Origin of the sequence: Shewanella cutis (assembly GCF_022410515.1) — a bacterium.
GTDB classification, from domain to species: Bacteria; Pseudomonadota; Gammaproteobacteria; order Enterobacterales; family Shewanellaceae; genus Shewanella; species Shewanella cutis.
The window spans coordinates 1-21,760 of record NZ_JACSDI010000027.1 but is presented as its reverse complement, the minus strand read 5'-3'; the positions used below and the strand labels follow the sequence as shown (position 1 = coordinate 21,760).

The following is a 21,760-nucleotide window of genomic DNA, read 5'->3' as shown; positions in this document are numbered from 1 at the left end:
TGATCTGATTTATATAGCGCAAGAAAAAAGTAGCTTATATAGTTTGTCAGATGGAGTAAATAATTTCTTGGAAGCTTTTTTAAAAACAATCGTAAAATAACAGAAAGCTGGTTAATGATTGGGTTTAAACTCAATTTCGCTGCTGTATAATTTTCAGTTGATTTATCATGGTGAGGATAAATCAATAAATCAATAAATCAATAAATCAATAAATCGATGAGTCAATTATACAAACATTGTTCATTAATTGGTGTAATGTGAAAAAAATTTGGTTCTAAAATGAAAATTAAATTTATAGCTAGAATGTTTATTTATTCCCTAGTCATTTATCCATGGTTACCTTTAGATGCAAGTGTTGTAATTACGAGCACCAGAGTTATATATCCAAGTGAAGCTGAGAATCGTAGTATTCAGTTGAAAAATAATGATAATTTTCCAAATGTAATTCAAGTGTGGGTTGACAAAAATAATCCAGAGTCAACACCTGAAACTGCTGATGGTCCATTTTTGGCGTTACCTGCCATATTCAAAATGGAGGCAAATCAAGGCCAAGTAGTTCGACTTATTTATACTGGTGATGAACAGCCAAGAGATAGAGAAAGCATCTTTTACCTTAATGTCTTACAAATACCTCCATTATCTAAGGAATATGTTGGAGAAAATCAAATGCTAGTGATGCTAAAGAGCAGAATGAAGATTTTTTATCGGCCAGCGGAAATTGATGATAATGCTGAAGATTTGGGTGGCAAAATTGATTTTACTGTCAATCAAGTTGATGGTGGCATAGATGTAACCATCAAAAACAATTCGTCTTTCTATGCATCTATAGTTGATATAAAGATGATTTCTGACAAACAAGAAATAAATATACCTGTCGAAATGGTGGAGCCGAAGAGTTATATTTCTGTAAACATTAAAAATCAACAATTCGTTGTTAAATACCCTATAAATATTGAGTTTGCAATTATCAATGATTACGGTGGGATATCAAAATTTAGTTATCTGTTAAAAGAGTAATCATTATTATGAATTCGCTTGCTACGATAAAAAAGCTTACTTGCTTTTTATTATCTACCTTTTTCATAGTTTTAGTGGCGGTTGCTGATGAACTAAAGGAATATGACAAACAAGAATATATTTTTGAAGATAGCTTGTTTTATGGGAGCGGCTACGGAAAAGAATTACTTGAGCGACTTAATACAGTTGATAATATTCAGGATGGAAAATATCATGTAGATATTAATGTCAATGGAACTCGTATAAGTCGTCAGTTGGTCGATTTTGTTAAAGAGGAAAATGGGCTGGTATCCCCATGTTTGGATGCCAACTTTTGGCGAATGACGCAAGTAAATTTAGCCTTATTAAATCAGAATAAATTATCAAGCAAATGTCTATCACCTGAGGGTTTTATTACTGATGCTAAAGTAAAATTCGATAGAGAAAAATTATTGCTGGATATCTCAATACCTCAGGCTTATATGGTGAATAATCCTAGAAACTATGTTGACTCAGCATTATGGGATATGGGTGAGAAAGCAGCTTTTATGAACTATAATAGTAGCTTGTATCAAACAGTAATTAAAGATGGGGGAGATGTAAAGACATTCCATTCTGGTTTCAGCACAGGTATAAATTGGGGACTGTGGCGGCTAAGAAATCAGTCAAGTTATAGTTACAATGACTACAATGGGCAGGTAAATAACAAATTTAACTCAATCAGAACCTATGCTATGAGAGCCTTGCCTAAAATTAATAGCGAACTGGTTTTAGGGAATATTAACTCGCGGGGAAACACTTTTTCCAGCGTACCATTTACAGGATTTCAGTTACAAACAGATACCCGTATGTTGCCGGATTCACAGAGGGGATATGCGCCTGTTATACGGGGGCTAGCAAATTCGACTGCGAGCGTGACGATTAAACAGAGAGGTATTAGTATCTACCAAACAACTGTTGCCGCAGGGCCATTTGTTATTAATGATTTGTATCCAACTAGCTATGAAGGCGATTTAACAGTAGAAGTGATAGAGGCGAATGGAAAGATTTTATATTTTACCGTTCCTTTTAATGCCGTCCCAAACTCTTTAAGGGAAGCTCATTCCCAGTATGTTTTTTCTTTAGGTGAAGTGAATTTATTTAATTCCGGAAACTTATTTTTAGACTTAGCATATGATTATGGATTAAGCAATACCGTTACCTTGACTACAGGTGGACGAATTGGAGAAGATTATTATGCAGTAAACTTCGGTACTGTTTTGAGTACTGAGTGGGGCGCTTTTGGTTTAAGAACAATACATTCCACTTCACGCGTACCAATGGATTCTGGTTTTAATGACTGGAATAATGGCTGGAGATTTGGAGTGGAATATAGCCGCGCATTCGATTTTGGAACATCAATTTCGCTTGCTGGTTATCATTACTCTACCGGTTCATTCCGTGAGTTATCAGATGTTTTAGGCGAACGCGAATTTAATGAGTCCTCAACTAATGAACATTCAGATTCATTTGTTTCTGAGACATTCCAACAACGCAGTGAATTTAATTTTACTCTTAACCAGAGTATTAGCGATTATGGTATTTTATATGTTGGCGGCTCCAAAAGGCAATATCGGGATGGACGTGATGACGATGAGCAATTTCAGTTGGGGTATTCAACTAATATTGGAAGATTCTCCGTGAGTTTGAGTTATTCTCGTCAGTATTCAAGTAAAGTACCCTCGCAAAATATGTTTAGTAATCATATCAAAAATAATTTAGATTTGAATACTCCTCGCGTAGAAGAAGATTTGATCAGCTTAAATCTTTCTGTACCCTTAGGTTCAACTCAAAATAGTTCACTTAATATAGGTGCCAACCGTTCTTCTGGAGGACGCAACATGTATAACATGGGAATGTCTGGAACTCTTAGTGATGATTGGTCTTGGACTTATGGGGTTGATGCATCTTTGATGCACGATGATGGAACCAGTAAAAGCGTTGGATTGAATACTCAAAAGCGTTTTAATGAAGCCATTGTCTCTGGGAGTTACTCGTTTTCTGAAAATAGCCGTCAAATGAGTGCAGGAATAAACGGGGCTATTGTTACACATTCTGATGGATTTATTTTAAGTCAAAATTTAAGTGAAACTTTCGGTATCATTGAGGCTAAAGGTGCTCAGGGGGCGCAAGTGATGAATAGTTTTGGTAGCGTGATTGGCGAAGATGGTTATGGAGTTATACCTTCTTTAGCACCTTACAGAATTAATAATGTTAGATTGGACTCGGATGGTATGCTTGAGAAATCCGAATTGATTATGTCGCAACTTAAAGTAATCCCTTATGCTGGTTCGATAGTAAAGCTAAAGTTTAAAACACTTGAAGGTAATGCTGTGTTATTGGTTACGAGTAAAGTTGATGGTGTAATCCCTATTGGTGCAGAAGTCATTGATGCTGATGGAAGTGTGCTTGGGATGGTGGGGCAAGCTGGATTGGCATATATTCGCACCTCAAATATTTCTGGAAAGTTAAAAATAGTTTGGGGTAATAAAATCGAGCAAAGTTGCATTATTAATTATGCTTTAAAAGATAATATGCTGCAATCAAAGTTAATACGATTACCGGTTTCTTGCCAACAGAATCAGTAGAGGATAAAGATCATGTTGATTTTTTGTATCAGGGTAGTTGGTGAATGGCTTCTTAAGGGAATGTTAATCAATTTTATTATGCTATTTAGTTTTGATATAGAAGCAGCTTGTCAGCGAATTTCTACTGTTACAACAAATCCAAATGATCCATCCTATGTTAATCCCAATTATGGCCTCACAACAGTTTGGTATGGTGCATATGATGCCAACAGAGGCAGTTTGAATTTACCCGTTATTCAAGTAGCTGCAAATAAATACCAGCCAAATGGGACTTTGCTAGCTACTGCAGTAGTTCCCTTTATCATTTATGCGCAAACAAATGGTTATCATCCTGAAACTGTATTATATCGCTGTGAGGCGAGTGATGAGGGAAAGCTCTACGAGTATTACTCGACAAATGGCGATAATGAGTTTGGTGGCTATTACGAAGATGGGTTTGCTGACGGAGTCGCGTATGGATATGCTACTTATATCAAGAATATTGTTGTGAGAATTAGAAATAATACAAGCAACAAATATTTTTCAAGACATTGGCAACGTAGAGCTCTTGCCGATTTAGATAGGGATGAAAAAGGTCGGATACTGGTAAAAGCTAAAAATTTCACTGATATTACAATAGAAATTTTCAGAATTCGAGATGTAAGGGGGCAACTTGGAGATACTAATGGGTACATTAGTGGTTACACTTATAATCAACCTGCCGGATATATAGCTTTTGGTGGGCCTGGTGTTAATCATCCAACAGAGGGATTGGATCATGCATCTCATTGGCCTGGTTTCTATGGTGAATGGCCTGGTAATATAAGTTTATATCAACAATTAATTGTAAGACGTACCACCTTGATTGGTAATTGTTCTGTTATTAACTCAACTCCGATTGTAAGGCTCCCGCTAATAACTGTTAATGAACTTAACAGTGGGCAAACCGCTGATACAGATTTCCAACTACGATATGAATGTCAGGGAAATGCTTTAACTGGGACAAAACCTGGGCAGTTTGCAATGGGATTTAAAATAAATAGTGCAAGCTTTAGTGATGCCTGGAATATGAATTTGAGAGATTACAACGCTGTTAGTCATCTATTAAGTGACGGCTATGGTAGAAATAATAACTTAGCTTTAGGAGTCGCTGTGATATTGGAGCGTGAAGATGGCCTTACTCAACCTTTCATGATTAAAGATTATCCTGATTTAGTATCAACTTATGATGCTTATAAAGATGGTTGGCGTACACTTTCACCATATTACAGCTTGGTTAATGGTAATCGTATTTATACTCAAAACTATAAAGCAAAACTAGTGAAATTGTCAGGTCGAAATGTTACTGCTGGTCGATACCTTGCTCAGGCGCAAATTATAGTACGGTTACAGTAATTCTCACATTTTTGCTTCCTAAAGTCTTATTGATCAGATTGAATAGCTAAATAAAATCGGATGTTCAATGATAAAAGTAAATTTATATATTGTGTTTACAAGAGTCCTGATATTCTGCTTTGCAATTATCTGTATAGATACGAGAGCAAGTGTTGTTATTGATAGAACTAGAATTGTTTTCTATGATGACCAGGCTGAGCAAACTGCATTTCTGAACAATGATAATGATTATCCAGTCATTATTCAGCTTTGGATAGATGATGGAAAAATCGATTCTAATCCTGAAAATACAACGGCTCCTCTTTTTGTTGTTCCACCAATGATAAAATTAGCTGCAGGTGAAGTTAAAAATATTCGTGTGATGAATAATTTAGAAAATACAAATGCTTATGAGGAGTTATATTGGTTAAATATTTATGAAATTCCCCAAGAGTATAATTCTGAAATTACTGACTTAAACAGTCAGGTAATTGTCTTTACTATAAGGACACAAGTTAAAGTGTTTGTCAGGCCGAGAGTTTTACATTCACAAGAGAAAGTTAGGTTTGAAAAGCAATATTTTTCAATAGCTGATGAAGCTTTAAATGTAAAAAATGATTCTCCTTTTTTTATTGTTTACGATAGGGTTTTAATTTCAGATGGTTCTCATGAATTTGAATTTTTCCCTGAAACAATAGCTCCGTATTCCAGCAAAGAATTTGACATTTCTATTCATGAAAAGGCATTTAATAAAAATATTGCCACGGTAACATTCGATTATATTGATGATAATGGTGCTATTAACACCATAATAACTAAGGTGGGTGAGAGTAAGTCCCCGATGTGAGATCATGTACTCATCCAGTTGGCCAAGGAACAGCTCCGCTTATGAACATCAACTCACATTTGCCGATAGCGAACTCTCCAGTAAGCGCCGTCAGACTCGTAAAGAAATCTTCCTGTCTCGGATGAATGTGATTCTTCCTTGGGCAAAACTCCTTGCTGTTATCGAACCTGTTTACCCTAAAGCAGGCAATGGCCACCGCCCTTATCCATTAGAAACCATGTTGCGTATCCATGCATGCAGCACTGGTACAACCTAAGTGATGGCGCCAAGGAAGATGCGCTCTATGGTAATCACCCGATGACGCAGTTTATGATCATGTACAGTGACCGTGTATAGTTATAATCTACAGCCACTTACACAGAAAATTTTATAGTCTCTATAATACAGCCCCGTTATTCTTTACATAGCTTGCTATTTCATTATCTAACTTATCTAATGCATTTAATAATGGAGTTATATCTTTCTCTATTGATTGATTGCTTGAACCTTCGATTTTTTCACAACACATAACCAAGTCTCTAGCATCAATAATTTTTGCCGCACCTTTAATCTTGTGTGTAATATCTCTGATTTTTTGATGTTCTGAATTTTTTCTTGCTTGAATTAAAATGTCTCTATCGGATTTATTGCTTTTTATTAGCTCCAACAATAGTTTTAAAGTTAATGCATCATCGTTACCAGTTAAATGTTGAACTACTTCAGGCGTGAAACTTAAGTCTATATTTGATTTACCTAATGTTCTACTGTATTTTATTAAGGTATTATTTAATTCTTGTAAACTAATCGGTTTAAATAAACAGTCATTCATACCTGCCGCTATACATGCATCCATGATCTCTTTTTGAGCATTTGCAGTATATCCGATAATTATACTCGATTTAGATTTAATATGTTTTTCAAGTTTTCTAATGTTTTTACTTAACTCATAACCGTTCATTTCTGGCATGTTGCAGTCTGTGATAATGAACTGAAACTCATTATCCTTAAATAATTTAATTGCTGATTTACCATTATCAGAATCAGTAACATTGTGCCCTAAAAATCGTAATTGCTGAGCTAGTAGTAATCTATTCGCGGGGTGATCATCAACAACAAGTATGTTAAAGCATTGTTCTAGATTTAGATTAGTTGTTAGCTGCTTTTCTATTAGTTCAGTTGCGTCTTCTAGTAAAGTCAGACATAACTCCATTCTAACTTCAGTTCCTGCATTTAGTTCACTTTTTAATTTTAATGTCCCCCCCATCATCTCGCACAATGACCTGCTAATCATTAATCCTAATCCTGTCCCACCATAATTTTTATGCGAATCATTACCCTGTGAGAAGGCGGTAAAAATTTTTAATTGATCTTCTTGTGAGATACCTATGCCTGTGTCAGTGACCGTGAAGAAAAAACAGCATTTATCATTATTATTTTTGGAGTTAACTGTTATTTTAACGTTACCTTCATTGGTAAATTTAATAGCATTACCGATTAAATTTGATAGTATTTGCTTTATCCTCATTGGATCTACTAGAACATCTTTATTAATATGAGTATCAAAATTGAGTTCTAATGTTAACCCTTTCTGATGTGCTAGTCCTTCAAAAACTCTAACCACGGAAGCTACGATTGATTTTAAATTGGTTCTTACTGGTGATAATGTTAATTGGCCAGCCTCAATACGGGCTATATCAAGAATATCACCAATAAGTTCAAGTAAGCCATTTGCGGAATCGTAAGCAACTTTTATTGTATTTAATTCTGAGATTGGCAACTTTGAACTTTTCAACGCTAGCTCCAGCATTCCTATTATTGCATTCATCGGGGTTCTAATTTCATGACTCATTGTTGCTAAGAAAGTACTTTTTGCAGCACTTGCACTTTCAGCTAGATTTTTTGCATGTTTAAGGTCTTCCAGTAATTTAATTCTTTCGCTTATGTCTATCCAGCCACCTACAATACCCTCTATATTGTTTTGCAGGTCACAATAAGGTTTTATCCAATTATAGGTAGTAAATTCTGCGTTGTTAATTATCATATTTCTATCTTGGAAACGGGCTTTCCCAGTGTTCAGACAATCAATGTATTCCTGTTCAATGTTTACCCTGTCATTTATCCTTAGATCATTGATCTTTGCTGAGCTGTTAAGTAGTTCATCTCGAGTAGAATTGAATATAGATGCGTAACTTTCATTGCATAATACAAGTGATAAGTTTTTATCTCTCGCATAGATTGGATGCGGTATTGCATCGACAATCTGCTGCATGAATAAAAGTTGTTTATCAAGTTGTTGAGCGGCATTAAGTCTTTGTAAATAGTGCTTTCTTGTGTAGATTACCCATGCTACTGATACAAAAACTAATAGTAATGAAAATATTGAAATTGTGTATATAGTATAACGATAATCCTTCCAAGTTTGTTTGGCAGGTATTGAGTTGCTTCGCCAATAGTTTTCTAGAATTTGTAGTTCATTTGGTGGAATTGAAAGTAACGCTTTGTTTATTATGCTTAATAAGATTTTGTCATTTTTTTTTAAGCTAAAATTAGCTGATGCATTAGGTATGTTTTTTGCAAAATCTTTTATCTCTAGAAAATCTGAAAAGTAACTTTGGTTGTAATAGTCAGCAATGTTGAGAGGTATAATTGTATAGTCTGCCTCATTGTTTTTTACAGAATCCAACGATTCTATAAAATTTGGTTTAAGTTTTATGTCTTTAAAAAGAAAACTATTTTTCACATAATCTTCTATAGCATGCCCATTTGGAATTGCAATAGTTGGATTATTGATGCTTTGTGCATTTTTCCTTTGAACAATAATGTAAGGCGAGCTAGAAAATTCTGATGAGAAATTAAATAGATTTGCTCTGCTTTTACTTGGTGATAGAACTGTAATATATGGTTCTTTGCTTTTTAATACCATATTTTTCTGCTCTTTAAAACTTTTCGTGGTTACATATTCAATATTTAAGCCAGTATATAGACGGATTAAATCTAAAATTTCGATTGCATAACCAGCCGGCACCCCGTTACTATTAACATATGATAAAGGAGCCATGTACTCATTTATTACAACAAATATTTTCTTGTTTTTCTCTATCCAATCTTTTTCCTCTTTATTAAACTCTGGCAGCTCATTTCGTTCTGGTATTACATTCCCCCCCCCGCTCCAACGTTCCCTTACTAATCTACTCTTCTCTTTTGATATGTTTTCTATTGCTTTATTCAATATGTCAAGCAGCTGATGATGTTTCTGAATTGAAGCAAACGCTATTCCTTTAGAGTCAATGTCTATGTAAGAATCTAGTTGTAGTTTTTTATAAAATGTGTTGTTTATCATGTAATTTGCTGATAATAGGTCAATTATTACCGCATCAGCTTTGCCAAATGCTGCCGCGGCAACAGCAGCTTGTTTGCTAGGATAGTTAACAATTGTCTTGTCAGGAAAATATTTTTGCACAGCTGAATTAGCTAAGTAATCATATGCCATTGAGATCGTTTTTATTTCAGAGTTTAAAGAAACATTTTTAAACAGTGCTGGTCGATCAGTGAGATAAGGAATTGATAACTGTAGTCCATTGTTATTTTCATAACTATTCGCTGTAGTTAATATATCAGCTTCGCCTGTTTTCACAGCATTAATCGCATCCTCTCTTTTTTCAAAGCGTATAATCTTAATATTAAGGTTTAGCGACTCCTTAATTAGGTTTAGGTAATCCGCACTAATTCCTTGATAAAAAAAACTTTCATTATCAATAAAGTCATAAGGGTGAAAATTTGGTTCGGTTATAGCAACCTTCAATTCTTTAAAACTCTGTAAGTAAATTTCTTCTGCTGGTGTTATTTCTAATTTGGTGGCTTCCAAATTCGGATGCCCTTTTAATATGTATGTGTTTTTATTGTGCGCTAGTCCAACTGAGGGTGACAAAACTAAGAGGTAAATAGCTAAAACATAGATTATTTTGAATAAAATAAAACTTCTCATGATAAATTATTTCTCTTTGCTATTTCTATAATGTCAACCAAAGTTTTAGCATTTAATTTTTCTAAAAGCCTTGTCTTATATGTGCTTATAGTTTTATTGCTAAGTAACATTTTATCAGCTATTTCTTTGTTTGATAATCCTGTAGCTAGTTGTTGTAAAACAACCATTTCTCTTGTTGAGAGTTTTTTTATTAATTCTATTTCTTCCTGAGTTCCACTTGTAATTAAATTATTTTTGATCATGATTGGAAAATAAGAGTGCCCTGTTAATATTGCATTTAATGCACTTATGACGTCTGTTAAGTCTTTTAATTTTGAAACATAACCGGCCGCACCTGCTTTAATGCATCGTGTTACAAAATGCTCTGAAGGTTGTGCTGTTAACACAAGAATAGGTGGTGGGTTATTAAATTTTTGTGTTCTATCAATCACCTCCAGTCCATCAAGTTGTGGTATGCCTATGTCTAAAATAATAGCATCAGGCTTAAGCTCTCTTATCAATCTTAGTGCATCAACACCGTTGTTTGTTTCACCAATGACTTCAAAATTGTGTTGTTCAAGAATTATTTTCAATGCCAATAGTACAACTGGGTGGTCATCAACAACTAGTATTTTTTTCTTCATTAATAAAACTCCTTAATCATAGGTGTACGTATTTTATCCTCTATAGACTTTCTTGTGGAAAGGTCTAGGGAGTTTGGGATTTTTCCTACGTATTAAACGGTGATATTATTTCTCATTTGATCGTATTATCTTAAAAATTTTGATATAATGGCGAATGATTTCAACATTCTGACAATGATTGTCTTTATTGTATCAATTCGTTTCAGACCTGCACTTTTTAAGTTTATACCTAAAAACTGTTTCTGTAATGTGTAAATTGCTGTAACTGCAAAGTTATGAAACTGGCTTCCATATCAAGCCGAGGTTTTTTTATGAGTAAAATTCGAATAATAGTCTTAGAAGATCATCCCTTTCAGCGTGCCGTGCTTGAATACAACTTAGCGTCGTTTACTGATGTTGAGGTATTCGCATTCGGTTGCGCTCAGGATGCTTTAGCTTGGCTCGATGTTCATAAAAGTGCCGATATTGTCATTTGTGATTTGATGATGGCTGGAACCGATGGCTTGTCGTTTTTACGTAAGGCTAAGGCTAAATACCGAATTAATGCTGTCGCTTTATATAGTTGTATTGATATGGAACTAAGACGAGCTGTATCTCAGATGATAAAAATGCTTCATTTTGAGTATCTTGGTGATTTGAGCAAAACTCCTTCCGTTGATAACTTGAAAGAAATGTTAGATAGATTTGCCGATTTTTCTACTCAAAATCGCGAGGTATCCCCCCCTTCTCGAGTTGAAATAAGACCGAAAGATTTCACATTACTTGATTTTCAGTTGGCACTTGAACAGCATCAGTTTGTGGGGTTTTATCAGCCAAAATTCGATGTGGCTGATTTTAGTCTCGCGGGTGTTGAAGTGTTAGCGAGGTGGATCCATCCCGAGCTCGGCACGCTTAGTCCTGTCGTGTTTATTGAGCCATTGATTGGTCATGGACTACTTGATGAGTTGTTTTTGCAGTTATTCGAGCAAGGATGCCAATTACAGCAAGAGTTGTTAAACCAAAACCACCAGATATCGCTTGCTTATAATCTCGATATCTCTCAGCTCAATTCAACCAAATTAGTTTATCGTATTGTAGATATTGTGAAGCGGTTTAATATTCCCCCACGCTGTATCACGCTAGAGATTACTGAGACTGGTTTGCTTTCTGCCCCAGCGGTGAATATGGAAAATCTGATCAGGTTACGTATGCAGGGCTTTGAGCTTGCAATAGATGATTTTGGCGCGGCTCATTCTTCTCTCGCGAGATTATGTGAATTACCATTTTCGCAAATTAAGTTAGATGGTTGTTTTGTTAAAGAATTAGGTACTGAACCAAGATGTCAGGCTGCAATTTCGAGTGTTATTGCTTTATCTCAGGCACTTGATATGGAGTTAGTGATCGAGGGAATCGAAACAAACTCTCAGTTGGCCATATTGCAACAACTGGGTTGTACTGTTGGTCAGGGCTTTTGTTTCTCCCGTCCCATAGACGAGCATACCTTTATACAACGTTTTTTCCCTTTCGATAGAGAAATGGATGACTGTATTAGGCTAAGTACCTAGTTCTACTAGCCTTTAAGTGTCACACCTCTACTTAGGTTCACATTTTCCATGCCAGTTTCACGCTTTGCTCTAGGTTACGATGTAGCGAGTTTAACAATTAGCGATCGATTGACTTTCAAGCTTGTTTGTTCATGGCTTTCAGGCCAGGGGTAATAGCGGCGTGGTCGTTTAAAGCGGGCGATTTTATCGGCGAGAAAGACTTCAAGCTCCGCCTCTATTGCGCTTATCTCTTGGCTTGTGTTGTTGGCAGTTCCACTGCGGAGAATATCACCACGAATAATGGCGGCGGGGAGCTGACCGAAGGTGGTATCAGGCTGAGGGAAGACGATTGCTTCATCTATTAATGGATGCAGTTTGAGTGCCGCTTCAATCTCTTCTGGCTGAATGTTTTCGCCGCCGCTAATAAACATATTATCGACGCGGCCAAGAATGCGGAGATTGCCGTTTTCGTCCCATTCGCCTCGGTCTTTGGTATAAAACCAACCGTCGGCATCAAGTGGTTTTTCAATGCCCTTATCCGTGAGATAACCCATAAATAGGCAATCTCCCCGCACCCAAATCACCCCATCGATAATTTTGAGCTCACGTCGTGGGAGTAATTTGCCACTGCTGCCATCGCTTAGCGTTGGGCCTGTGGTAATTTGCGAGCCCATCTCCGTCATGCCATAGCTGGTAAAGCTGGCAATATGCCGCTGTTCGAGCTGCTTAAGTAAATCGATAGAAATTGCACCGCCACCGAGTAGTAGGGCTTTAATAGTACTGAGCGAAGCCTGTTTGTCTGTTAGCAAGTGGAGTAACTGTGTCGGCACGAGGGAAGCATGGGTTAAGCCGTCGCGCTCGATTTGCGCCTGCAGCGGGAGAGCGGGATCCGGCAGCACTACCGTCGCCGCCACTAAGGCGCAGCGGTTGAGAATGGCGAGGCCGCCAATATGAAACAGGGGTAACGACAATAACCAAGCATCACCTGTGACTAGCGGAATAAGACTGCGAGCACCCTCGGCATTGGCAATGTGATTCGCAAGATTGTGCATGGCCGCCTTAGGAAAACCGCTGGAGCCAGAGGTTAAAATCACATTGCTTGGGCGATAAATATCAAAAGCTATCGCGGCTTGCTCACTGGTTGGGCTCACATCGAGACTAAAATCCAGCGTGAGTTGATGACTGCCTGACAAGGCCAACTCCGCTTCGCTCCAATAAAAGGGGATCTGGTGGCTATCGATAAGCCCTTGAATTTGCGCCAGCGGAAAACGTGGTGAAATAGGAAAGAAGATTGCGCCAATATCCACGCAGGCCCAATATTGGCAAATCATCTCTAGATTATTACGGCTGATACACGCAAGTGGTTGCCCTTGGCCAACACCGATGCGTGTGAGCTGTTCACCCAAGTCCAGCACCATATGGCTTAAGCGGGCGTAGCTGATGTCTTGCCCATTGCACTTAACCGCCGTTTGTGTGGGCGAGGTGAGCGCGGCGTTATGTAATGGCGAGATACGCAGTTGTAAAATGGATTTGGCTGATGCTAATGCGTTAGATTCGGACATTTGCAATTAATCCTGCTGCGTACTGACGACAAGCTTAAGTTGATGAGGCTTCAAGCATTGTGGCTTGCCGCTTGGTACGATTAAGTCTTGGCTAAAGGCGGCTAACGTATCGAGCCCTGGGATTTCATCGGGCGTTAGTATGGCGGCTAAATGGGCTAAATCATTGATGCCTAAACTACTCTCAAGGCTTGAGCTTAAGATGCAGCGTACGCCATGGCTGTGGGCCTCGTCGATAAGACGCTGAAGTTTTTCAATACTGCCCAGTAGCATGGGTTTGATGACTAATGCCGTTAATCCCTCATGCCTCACAAATTGATAATCCGGGTCATTGAGGGATTCATCAAAGGCGTAAGGCAGTGGAATAGCGCGATACAGGGTTTGATTTTCCTGCGGCTGTTGGCAAGGTTCTTCAATATATTCAATGCTATCCAGTGGCAAGCAGGCGGCAAAGTCGAGGGCCTGTTCTAGGCTAAACCCGCGATTGGCATCTAAGCGCAACCTGAGATCCGGCCTTTGGCTTAAGATGCCATAAATCAAACTCAATTCATCTTCCATGGAGGTTTGTGCGACTTTCACTTTGACTGAGTGCACGCTGCTATCGAGCTTGGCGATTTTAGCCATCAATTCAGCTTTGGGCGCATCAATCGGTTGATAAATTAAAGGTACAGCGGTGGTGAGTGGGCGCAGCGCATTGAGTTTTCCGCTCAGTTTGGCATGTAGCAGGCTTAGGCCAAAGGCAATGGACGGATAGGGACTCGCTTCGGCCTGCTCAAGCAAGCTATCAATATGCTGGCCTTGAAGCTTGGGTAATAATGTCGTTAAGGCTTGCTGTACTTCATCTAGGCTTTCGCGGCTAAAACCGGACAATGGCTGCTGGTCGATATCAAATCCTGAGAGTGGCGCGATTTCAACATTGGACTCCTTCACTTCACCCTCAGTCACTTCGCTGTCAGCCACTTCAATGTTGAATTTTTCGGTGTCGCAAACTTCATCGTCAGCAGTGGCCTTGGCTTGCAACACCAAGCCCGTTCTGTGGTCAATGCGTTGTTTACCCACTGGCAAAAAGCGGTCTAAGGGCAGGCGATATAAATACAAGCTAAGTGAAGTTAAGATCATATTTTCCTTAACGCTTTATCGATTTAAAGGCAGTCCGTTTGCGTGTGTATTTGTGGTAAGCGCTCGACGAACAAACTTCTTATACAGGCGAGTAATCCCGCAGGATTGGCTTGATGTATGTTATGCCCCGCCTGTTCAATTTGATGCAAGACGATGGGTTGTTGTGCTTGCCAGTCCTTTGCGATCGCGGTGAATTTAGCATCCTGGCTGCCGGCAAAAAAATGGCATTCGCAGGCAAGGCTTGCAGGTAGATCCCAAAGTGAAGCTTGGCGGGCAAGTGAGGTCGCCAAAAAGATTTGCTTGAGTATGTGTTTGGGATGTTGGTCGAGCTGCGCTGCGCGCTGTGCTATCAAGGTATTGCGCGCATTGTCTGGCATATCGGCAAAGACGGCCTGTTGATACCAAAGCTGCAAAAAATCCCTGCTACTTAAGCTTTGTAGCCGTTTGGCCCACAGTTGGTCATTCTTACTGCGCGCGGCTTGTTCCTCGGTATTCGTCAGCCCGGGATGACAGGATTCTAGCCATAAACTTAACACGCGATTGGGATAAGCCTTGGCAAGATGTAAGGCAATCCGGCCTCCGAGGGAATACCCATAGAGGTAAAATGCTTCAATGCCGAGGCGATCGAAGCGGCTGATAATGTCTTGGACACAAAAGTCGAAGCCATTAGTGAGCGTCGATGCGATTTCTGGTTGATTGTCGCCGTGGCCGGGTAAATCGAGGCAGATGCAGTGAAAGTGCTGGCTGAGTTGAGGGATCAGCGGCAGCCAATCGGCCTTAGATCCTAAAAAACCATGGATCAGGACCAAGTTTGGCTGCGATGTTTCTCCGTAACGGGCCACCGTTGGCATTAGCTTTGTTTCACCCACAGATTGATCGCGGCGATTTGATCGCTGGCTTGATGTTGGCTAACACTGACTTCGATGACAGATGCGCCCTGATAATCCAGCGCTTCGTTATAACAGGTTTGAAAATCAGCTAAGTTATCCACTTGATTATAAGGCAAATTAAACATAGCGGCGGCATAACCAAACTCTAAACCATGGCTTAACCGATAGTAGTCGCTGCGCAGCTCCTCATTGGGGACGGGCAAAAGATTAAAGATATTACCGCCATCGTTGTTGAGGATAATAATCACCAGAGGACTGGTTAAACTGCGGGCGATGGCAAAGGAATTGAGATCATGCAACTGGGATAAATCCCCAATAATCAAGCTGGTCGGTTTACCTTGGTGCGCTGCAATACCGCAGGCGGTGGCCAGTAAGCCATCGATCCCCGAAGCGCCGCGATTAGTATAAGTGGTGGCAGTGCAGCAGCTCACTGGCGCGTACATATCGTATAACCGTACTGGCAGGCTATTGCCGATAAACAATTGCTGCTCCAGCGGCCGCGTATTGGCAATTGCGCGGATAACCTGAGCTTCACCAAACTCACCTTGATCGATATTACGCACAAATAAGTGATGCAATTCATCGTTATAGGTGATTAGGGTGTTAGCCCAATTCGCCGATGAAGAGCGATACCAATTAAGTTGAGCAAATTGGGCGGCGTTGGCGTGCCAGATGTGTTTAGCATTATGGCTTGGGTCGAGCCTATCTTGCTGCGGCAGCACTTGCCAGTAACTGTGCCAATTTTGCTCGGCAAGGTAAGCAATCAACCGTTTCGACAATAAACGCCCGCCAAATACCAACACGCGATCTGCCTCTTGCAACAGATTGCGCGCCTTGGGATGCTGGAGCAATTGGTCAATATTGCCAATCGCTGCGGGGTGTTGTCGCAGTTGGGACTGAGCATCGGTCAGTAGTGGCCAGCCAATTTTTTGCGATAGCGCAATGAGTTGCTGCGGATCTTGCTCTGGTGTTAGCGTGCCCGCGATGATCACCCCCTTGCCGTGGACGAAGCGCATAATGGCATCTTCACTCGGGCGGCTCAATTGTTCACGCTTGCCATAGTGAGTGTAAGGGCGTGCTTGCTGCAGCCAGGTTTGTAGCGGCTTGAGGTAAGGCGATTCGCTATCGAGAATCGTGCCTGTTAATTCACTCGGATACAGCGGCTCGCGGTACATACAGTTGATATGCACTGGGCGTGTTTGATTGGCCACCGCCTCATCAAGCGTAGTGAGTAGCATCTGCGGCGCAATGTGTACATCTGGCGTCGGCAGGTTTACCTGCTGAGCGTAATTGGCAAAAATTGCTGGTTGAACAATCGCTTGATTGGCGCCGCAACCGAGTAATTCTGGCGGTCTGTCCCCACTGAGGATAATTAAAGGTACATGGGTGAGCCACGCTTCGACTACCGCAGGATAAAGATTAGCGACGGCCGTGCCTGAGGTGGTAATAATGGCCACGGGCGCAGAGCTGGCTTTGGCTAATCCTAGCGCCATAAAACCTAAGCCGCGCTCATCGAAATGCAAATGACGTTTCAGTTTAGTTTGCTTTGCCGCAGCGAGAGTTAACGGGGTTGAGCGTGACCCTGGTGCCATGCAGACATGCTGCACACCAAGACGTGCTAATTCTTCCAGAATAAGTGCGCCCCACATGAGATTAAGTGTGGCTGTGTTTTCGGTTCGCATAGCAAGATCGATCAAGATAAAGATGGGCTTAGTGTAACGTGTTTGGCGATTAAGATGTATGCCTGGCTTAACAAAAGGGAGGACAGGTTAGGCATTATGTTATTGAGTTAATGGCGTGCCCCGAGTGTATTTTGAACAAAAGAAAAAGGGGCCCGCACTGATGAGGATGCGAACCCCGCAGGGAACAGGTTTATTTTAATTGTTGATATTGTTGCATATGCATCATCGCGGGTAAGTTGTCAGGAGTGGCATGACACTGGCCGCATTCTTTTTGAAGCGTTTCTTGGCTCGGTAATACAGGAGGTAAATCATTGCCCTCTTTCCATTGATGGCAATCAGGACAAGCAACAATATCGATATGATGCTCTGTTTCAATCCATATATGTGCTGGAGTGGATTGCCATTTTTCATCATGGCAGCCATTACAGCCATCAATGGCATAGACGACATTTGACAGCAAGCAAAATAGAATTACTGATAATAAGATACGCGCCATGATATTCTGCCTTGTATGTTTTTTTAGATTGTATGCATTAATAAATAAATGGCTTAGTCTTAGTGCTCATAAATGAGTCATTACGCATAACTTTCTATTTGTGAAATATTCATTTTCAGATTTAAGTAATCTAGATGGTTTATCATTTTGTAAATTAACCAATAATGAGGCTTTTTATATGCAAGATTGCGATGTAAGAATTTTTTACATATTTAAATCTCTTTATGATAGTGGTAGTGCAACATTTGTGTCGCAACAACATTCTGTCTCACCATCAAAAGTGAGTCGCTATATTGCCGAAATGAGAGAAGTCTATAATGACTCGCTTTTTATTAGGAGAAAAACTCACTTTATTCCAACAAAGAAAGCGAAAGAAATTTATCCTAAAATTTGTGAGATTATAGAGCTGATTGAAAGTTTAAGCGCCAACAGGCATGAACTTGAGGTAAAGAAAGAGTGTGTTATTGCTGTGCCTGCAACGCTGTGCGTAGGACTTCCTGAACATCTAACCCGTGTTATAAAGCAAGCGGGTTGGGATATCAGTTTAAAAGTCATTTCCTCACATAGGGAAATCTGTACAAAAGTCATCAATGGTGAAATATGTATTGCAATTACTAATCGTGCCTGTACACAAACCATGGATTGTAATCCAAAATATTCAAATTTACTGCATGTTGAACCCATTAGTGTGGGTGAACATGTCTATGTCGTTTCAGCTGCAGCTAGTGCCATTTGGCAAGAAAGCATTTCGCTCGATAATATTGCGAAATATCCATTTGTTGTTACTCAAGTTTCTGGTTTTAATGATGAAAAAGATCCCTTCGAGGTCTACTGTGAGCAGCGCGGACTTGCTTTAAATGTCTTTTTTAAAACACAAAACTTAGCCTCTATGATTGAAGCGTTGATGTCTGAAAATACGATCAGCTTTATTGGACCTAATAGTGCCGCCGCTTTCATCGCCAAGGTCCCTTCACTTAGGGTTGAAAAATTAGCAAATTGTGAATACCAAAGGTTACATGAGGCAATGCATAAGCCAACATATTCTATGATTCACCTTAAGCGTAATATTGATGCCATTCCCCCGTTGATTAAAAGTGAGGTTTTGCGTTTTATTTCTGATTCGGTTTGTGAAATTTAAAATTTAGAAATTTGAAAGTATAAATCTGTGAGCTAGTTATAATTAGTGTTGACTAATTTTCCGCCTAAGGCGGAACAATTTACAAACATTTCCTTAACTTGCTAGTTGTTGGTAGTTATTTTATTTTAATGTTTTTCAGCATGTTATATTGTTTGTGAGAATGATTTTCTTTTATTGAATTCCGTGATTTAAAGCGTGTTTTTAGTGTTTTTTAGCTGTAAATAGGTTTGTTGCTCATTCATTGTTAACAATCGTTAACCTTTGTTGTTTTGTGGTTATTATGGTTATGGATTTTTCATTGCTAAGTCATGTTAACCATAAGGCATTAAATATGAGATGGCGTAAAATTAAAACTCTGATAATGGGGGCGAGCCTGTTCCTTATATTATCTCCATCTGTTAAAGCGCAAGATATTCCATCAACTCATGAAACGGGAGAACAAATAGAAAAGGTACTCACAGATAAGTTTGCTGAAGGTAAATATTCCGCTAAAGGCGCAGATACTTGTTTAATGTGCCATCGTAAAAATAACACCGTTATGGCTATTTTTGATGGGGTGCATGGCGATATCAATAATAGCAAATCCCCAATGGCAGGATTGCAATGCGAGGCATGCCATGGGCCACTCGGACAGCACAATCAAGGAGGCAAGGAGCCAATGATTAGCTTTGGTTCTGACAGTCCATTGTCAGCACCGAGCCAAAATACCGTTTGTTTAGGTTGCCATCAAAAAACTGAGCAAAGTGGCTGGCATAGCAGCTTACATAACATGGAAGAAATAGCCTGTGCGGATTGCCATAAAGTCCATGCAGCTAAAGATCCGGTACTGCAAAAGCAACAGGTGAGCCAAGTGTGCACTTCTTGTCATACTCGGCAGAAATCCGATATGAATAAGCGTTCATCTCATCCATTAAAGTGGAATGACATGACCTGCATCGATTGTCATAACCCCCACGGTTCATTTAATGAGAGTGCCTTAAAAAAGACCTCAGTTAATGACACTTGCTATAGCTGCCATGCGGAAAAACGCGGTCCTTTCCTGTGGGAACATGCTCCTGTGACTGAAAACTGCTCCACTTGCCACAATCCCCACGGCAGTGTGAATGACGCGCTCGTCAAGCAACGCGTCCCTCAACTATGCCAACAATGTCATGCCGATGATGGACATGCTAGTCGGGTGGTCACTCAACCAGGTTCTGACGCGTTTGGTGCTGGTATGGGATGCCTCAATTGTCATAGCCAAATCCATGGCTCCAACCACCCTAGCGGCAGCAATTTTGCCCGTTGATTAAGGAGTCTGCCATGTCTTTTAAACTTAATATCATTACCTTGGGATTGCTTGCTGCTACCAGTGGTGTGAGTGCTGCAGACTTTTCTGTGCACAAAGCTAATCTGCAAGGGCTAAAGTTGGATGCTTATCAGTGTAAAAGCTGCATAGGAGAGAAGCGTTATCAAGCTGAGCTGCAGTTAAGTGCAGGCTGGGCCGAGAATGATGATATTCATGCGGGGAATGCCTTTGGCGATGCCAGCGATGGATTGCGCGCGGCTATGGATGCGGACGTAGGTTATCGCAATGCGGGTTATGAAGCTAATGTTCAAGCATATCAATTGGGACTAGAGAACAGCTATGCCCACCTTGATGCGGGTCGGTCTGGACAGTATGCCCTGAACCTTGATTATCAATTATTAACTCGATACGACAGCCGAGCGCAAACGCAGTTGTGGCACAACAATGGCCTACTTTTGCCAGACACTGCGACTCGAGATGTCGATTTACAGCTGGAACGCGAAAAGGTGGGCTTGGGATTAGCCGCGCAATATGGCGTCATGCAGGCGTTTATTAACTACGACCACGAACAAAAAACGGGTAATCGTCGCAGTAGTTTAGTAACTCCTCGCCCTGTTAACTTTGCACTGCCTGTTGATGCTAACACTGAAAACCTCAATGCGGGCCTTAATATTTCGGGTGAAAATTGGTTAAGCGAGCTGGCTTACCATGGCAGTTTTTACCGAAATAATATTAATAACTTAAGCTTACCTTATTCGCCCGATGTGTATGCTGCTACGCCTGATAATGATGCCCATCAAGTCTCGTTATCTGGGCAATACATGCTTGGACGTGGCAACGTCAATGGCCGTCTCGCCGCTGGACGGATGCTTCAAGATGGCGATTTAATCCAAGTCAGTGGTAATCCGTTACAAAGCTGGGATGGTCAGGTTGATACCTTAGATGCGCGGATTGGCTTCAGCAATATGTTAAGCCCGCGATGGCGTGTTAACGGTCAGGTTGACTATAGCGAACGCGATAATAAAAGCTCTGTATGGGAGTTTGCGCAATTAGAGTTTGATAATGTCAGTGGTGCGTTTAAGCAAAATGTCCTCATGGACATCGAAAGGCTGACATACAAACTCCACAGCAGTTACCGTTTTAACAGTGAGTATCACCTCATGGGAGGCTACGACCGTAAAGAGGTAGAACGCAGTTACCTTGAGCGAGAACAAACCCATGATGACGCATTTTGGGCCAAGCTGAATATCAGATCCTTGGCAAACACTGTGATTGATTTTGGTGGGCGCTATGAGAACCGCAGCGGCTCGGTCTACAACGCTGTCGAAAATACCTCGATTGAAGAAAATCCACTATTGCGTAAGTTTTATCTCGCAGACCGTGAGCGTCAGGCGGTTGATCTGAAGGTGAATTATGTACCACTTTCGTGGTTGACTATTGATTTAAATGGATATTATGCCAAGGATGATTACGCTAAAACCATTATAGGCCTCACTGAATCAACCGATTATGGTTATGACCTGCAGCTGGGAATGCAACTCTCTGAGCAATTGCACCTCTATGCCTCAGCAAGCCAACAATGGATAGACTCCGCGATAGCGGGTAGCCAATCGTTTTCCTCACCAGACTGGTATAGCGATGTTGCTGATGAGTTC

At 40.2% G+C, this 21,760-nt stretch carries 15 protein-coding genes and 1 pseudogene; 9 read left to right on the top strand and 7 right to left on the bottom strand.

Annotated elements, in window-relative coordinates; translation table 11 throughout:
* Window positions 1-279: 279 nt before the first annotated feature.
* The 5 genes and pseudogenes from H9J30_RS20385 to H9J30_RS20365 all read left to right on the top strand — a co-directional run.
* Window positions 280-1,017, top strand: a complete 738-nt coding sequence (locus H9J30_RS20385) for a fimbrial biogenesis chaperone (protein WP_240132663.1) — start codon at window positions 280-282, stop codon at window positions 1,015-1,017.
* Between the two features lie 8 nt (window positions 1,018-1,025).
* Window positions 1,026-3,623, top strand: coding sequence for a fimbria/pilus outer membrane usher protein (locus H9J30_RS20380; RefSeq protein WP_240132662.1), 2,598 nt, complete (start codon window positions 1,026-1,028; stop codon window positions 3,621-3,623).
* Window positions 3,624-3,635: 12 nt separating this feature from the next.
* A complete protein-coding gene (locus H9J30_RS20375; RefSeq protein ID WP_240132661.1) occupies window positions 3,636-4,997 on the top strand; it encodes a fimbrial protein in 1,362 nt (453 codons plus the stop codon).
* Window positions 4,998-5,064: 67 nt separating this feature from the next.
* Window positions 5,065-5,823 carry a fimbrial biogenesis chaperone gene (locus tag H9J30_RS20370; RefSeq protein ID WP_240132660.1) on the top strand — a complete coding sequence of 253 codons (759 nt, stop codon included), beginning with the start codon at window positions 5,065-5,067 and terminating at the stop codon, window positions 5,821-5,823.
* A 4-nt stretch (window positions 5,824-5,827) separates the two neighbouring features.
* Window positions 5,828-6,132 (top strand): annotated as a pseudogene (locus tag H9J30_RS20365) (transposase); the annotation flags it as partial.
* A gap of 67 nt (window positions 6,133-6,199) precedes the next feature.
* On the opposite strand, the gene H9J30_RS20360 reads toward H9J30_RS20365, so the two are convergent.
* Together H9J30_RS20360 and H9J30_RS20355 are read right to left on the bottom strand one after the other, a co-directional pair.
* A complete protein-coding gene (locus tag H9J30_RS20360; protein WP_240132659.1) occupies window positions 6,200-9,787 on the bottom strand; it encodes an ATP-binding protein in 3,588 nt (1,195 codons plus the stop codon).
* On the bottom strand, window positions 9,784-10,410 hold the full coding sequence (locus H9J30_RS20355) for a response regulator transcription factor (RefSeq protein ID WP_240132658.1): 627 nt from the start codon (window positions 10,408-10,410) through the stop codon (window positions 9,784-9,786). The genes H9J30_RS20360 and H9J30_RS20355 overlap by 4 nt, the downstream gene beginning before the upstream one ends.
* Before the next feature lie 311 nt (window positions 10,411-10,721).
* Here H9J30_RS20355 and H9J30_RS20350 point away from each other — a divergent pair, with 311 nt between their 5' ends.
* Window positions 10,722-11,954: an EAL domain-containing response regulator gene (locus H9J30_RS20350; protein ID WP_240132657.1), complete on the top strand. Its 1,233-nt coding sequence runs from the start codon at window positions 10,722-10,724 to the stop codon at window positions 11,952-11,954.
* A gap of 74 nt (window positions 11,955-12,028) precedes the next feature.
* Here H9J30_RS20350 and menE read toward each other — a convergent pair whose 3' ends face one another.
* From menE to H9J30_RS20325, 5 genes are all read right to left on the bottom strand, one after another.
* Window positions 12,029-13,495, bottom strand: a complete 1,467-nt coding sequence (menE, locus tag H9J30_RS20345; protein WP_240132656.1) for an o-succinylbenzoate--CoA ligase — start codon at window positions 13,493-13,495, stop codon at window positions 12,029-12,031.
* 6 nt (window positions 13,496-13,501) lie between these two features.
* Entirely contained in the window at window positions 13,502-14,611 is a 1,110-nt protein-coding gene (menC, locus tag H9J30_RS20340) for an o-succinylbenzoate synthase (RefSeq protein WP_240132655.1), read from the bottom strand.
* 23 nt (window positions 14,612-14,634) lie between these two features.
* A complete protein-coding gene (gene menH / locus H9J30_RS20335; RefSeq protein ID WP_240132654.1) occupies window positions 14,635-15,462 on the bottom strand; it encodes a 2-succinyl-6-hydroxy-2,4-cyclohexadiene-1-carboxylate synthase in 828 nt (275 codons plus the stop codon).
* Window positions 15,462-17,183: a 2-succinyl-5-enolpyruvyl-6-hydroxy-3-cyclohexene-1-carboxylic-acid synthase gene (gene menD / locus H9J30_RS20330; RefSeq protein ID WP_240132653.1), complete on the bottom strand. Its 1,722-nt coding sequence runs from the start codon at window positions 17,181-17,183 to the stop codon at window positions 15,462-15,464. The genes menH and menD overlap by 1 nt, the downstream gene beginning before the upstream one ends.
* Window positions 17,184-17,373: 190 nt before the next feature.
* Complete coding sequence (locus H9J30_RS20325; protein WP_240132652.1) at window positions 17,374-17,679, bottom strand: cytochrome c3 family protein; 306 nt, start codon at window positions 17,677-17,679, stop codon at window positions 17,374-17,376.
* Window positions 17,680-17,779: 100 nt separating this feature from the next.
* On the opposite strand from H9J30_RS20325, the gene H9J30_RS20320 reads away from it, so the two are divergent.
* From H9J30_RS20320 to H9J30_RS20310, 3 genes are all read left to right on the top strand, one after another.
* Window positions 17,780-18,817: a LysR family transcriptional regulator gene (locus H9J30_RS20320; protein WP_240132651.1), complete on the top strand. Its 1,038-nt coding sequence runs from the start codon at window positions 17,780-17,782 to the stop codon at window positions 18,815-18,817.
* Between the two features lie 331 nt (window positions 18,818-19,148).
* Window positions 19,149-20,105: a DmsE family decaheme c-type cytochrome gene (locus tag H9J30_RS20315; RefSeq protein ID WP_240132650.1), complete on the top strand. Its 957-nt coding sequence runs from the start codon at window positions 19,149-19,151 to the stop codon at window positions 20,103-20,105.
* Between the two features lie 14 nt (window positions 20,106-20,119).
* On the top strand, window positions 20,120-21,760 hold a 1,641-nt coding region (locus tag H9J30_RS20310; RefSeq protein ID WP_240132649.1), incomplete at its 3' end, for an MtrB/PioB family decaheme-associated outer membrane protein.

Bases quoted from the DNA above. Each gene is read 5' to 3' on its own strand.
- H9J30_RS20385 (WP_240132663.1), top strand. From the start codon at position 280: ATGAAAATTAAATTTATAGCTAGAATGTTTATTTATTCCCTAGTCATT.
- H9J30_RS20380 (WP_240132662.1), top strand. From the start codon at position 1,026: ATGAATTCGCTTGCTACGATAAAAAAGCTTACTTGCTTTTTATTATCT.
- H9J30_RS20375 (WP_240132661.1), top strand. From the start codon at position 3,636: ATGTTGATTTTTTGTATCAGGGTAGTTGGTGAATGGCTTCTTAAGGGA.
- H9J30_RS20370 (WP_240132660.1), top strand. From the start codon at position 5,065: ATGATAAAAGTAAATTTATATATTGTGTTTACAAGAGTCCTGATATTC.
- H9J30_RS20360 (WP_240132659.1), bottom strand. From the start codon at position 9,787: ATGAGAAGTTTTATTTTATTCAAAATAATCTATGTTTTAGCTATTTAC.
- H9J30_RS20355 (WP_240132658.1), bottom strand. From the start codon at position 10,410: ATGAAGAAAAAAATACTAGTTGTTGATGACCACCCAGTTGTACTATTG.
- H9J30_RS20350 (WP_240132657.1), top strand. From the start codon at position 10,722: ATGAGTAAAATTCGAATAATAGTCTTAGAAGATCATCCCTTTCAGCGT.
- menE (WP_240132656.1), bottom strand. From the start codon at position 13,495: ATGTCCGAATCTAACGCATTAGCATCAGCCAAATCCATTTTACAACTG.
- menC (WP_240132655.1), bottom strand. From the start codon at position 14,611: ATGATCTTAACTTCACTTAGCTTGTATTTATATCGCCTGCCCTTAGAC.
- menH (WP_240132654.1), bottom strand. From the start codon at position 15,462: ATGCCAACGGTGGCCCGTTACGGAGAAACATCGCAGCCAAACTTGGTC.
- menD (WP_240132653.1), bottom strand. From the start codon at position 17,183: ATGCGAACCGAAAACACAGCCACACTTAATCTCATGTGGGGCGCACTT.
- H9J30_RS20325 (WP_240132652.1), bottom strand. From the start codon at position 17,679: ATGGCGCGTATCTTATTATCAGTAATTCTATTTTGCTTGCTGTCAAAT.
- H9J30_RS20315 (WP_240132650.1), top strand. From the start codon at position 19,149: ATGAGATGGCGTAAAATTAAAACTCTGATAATGGGGGCGAGCCTGTTC.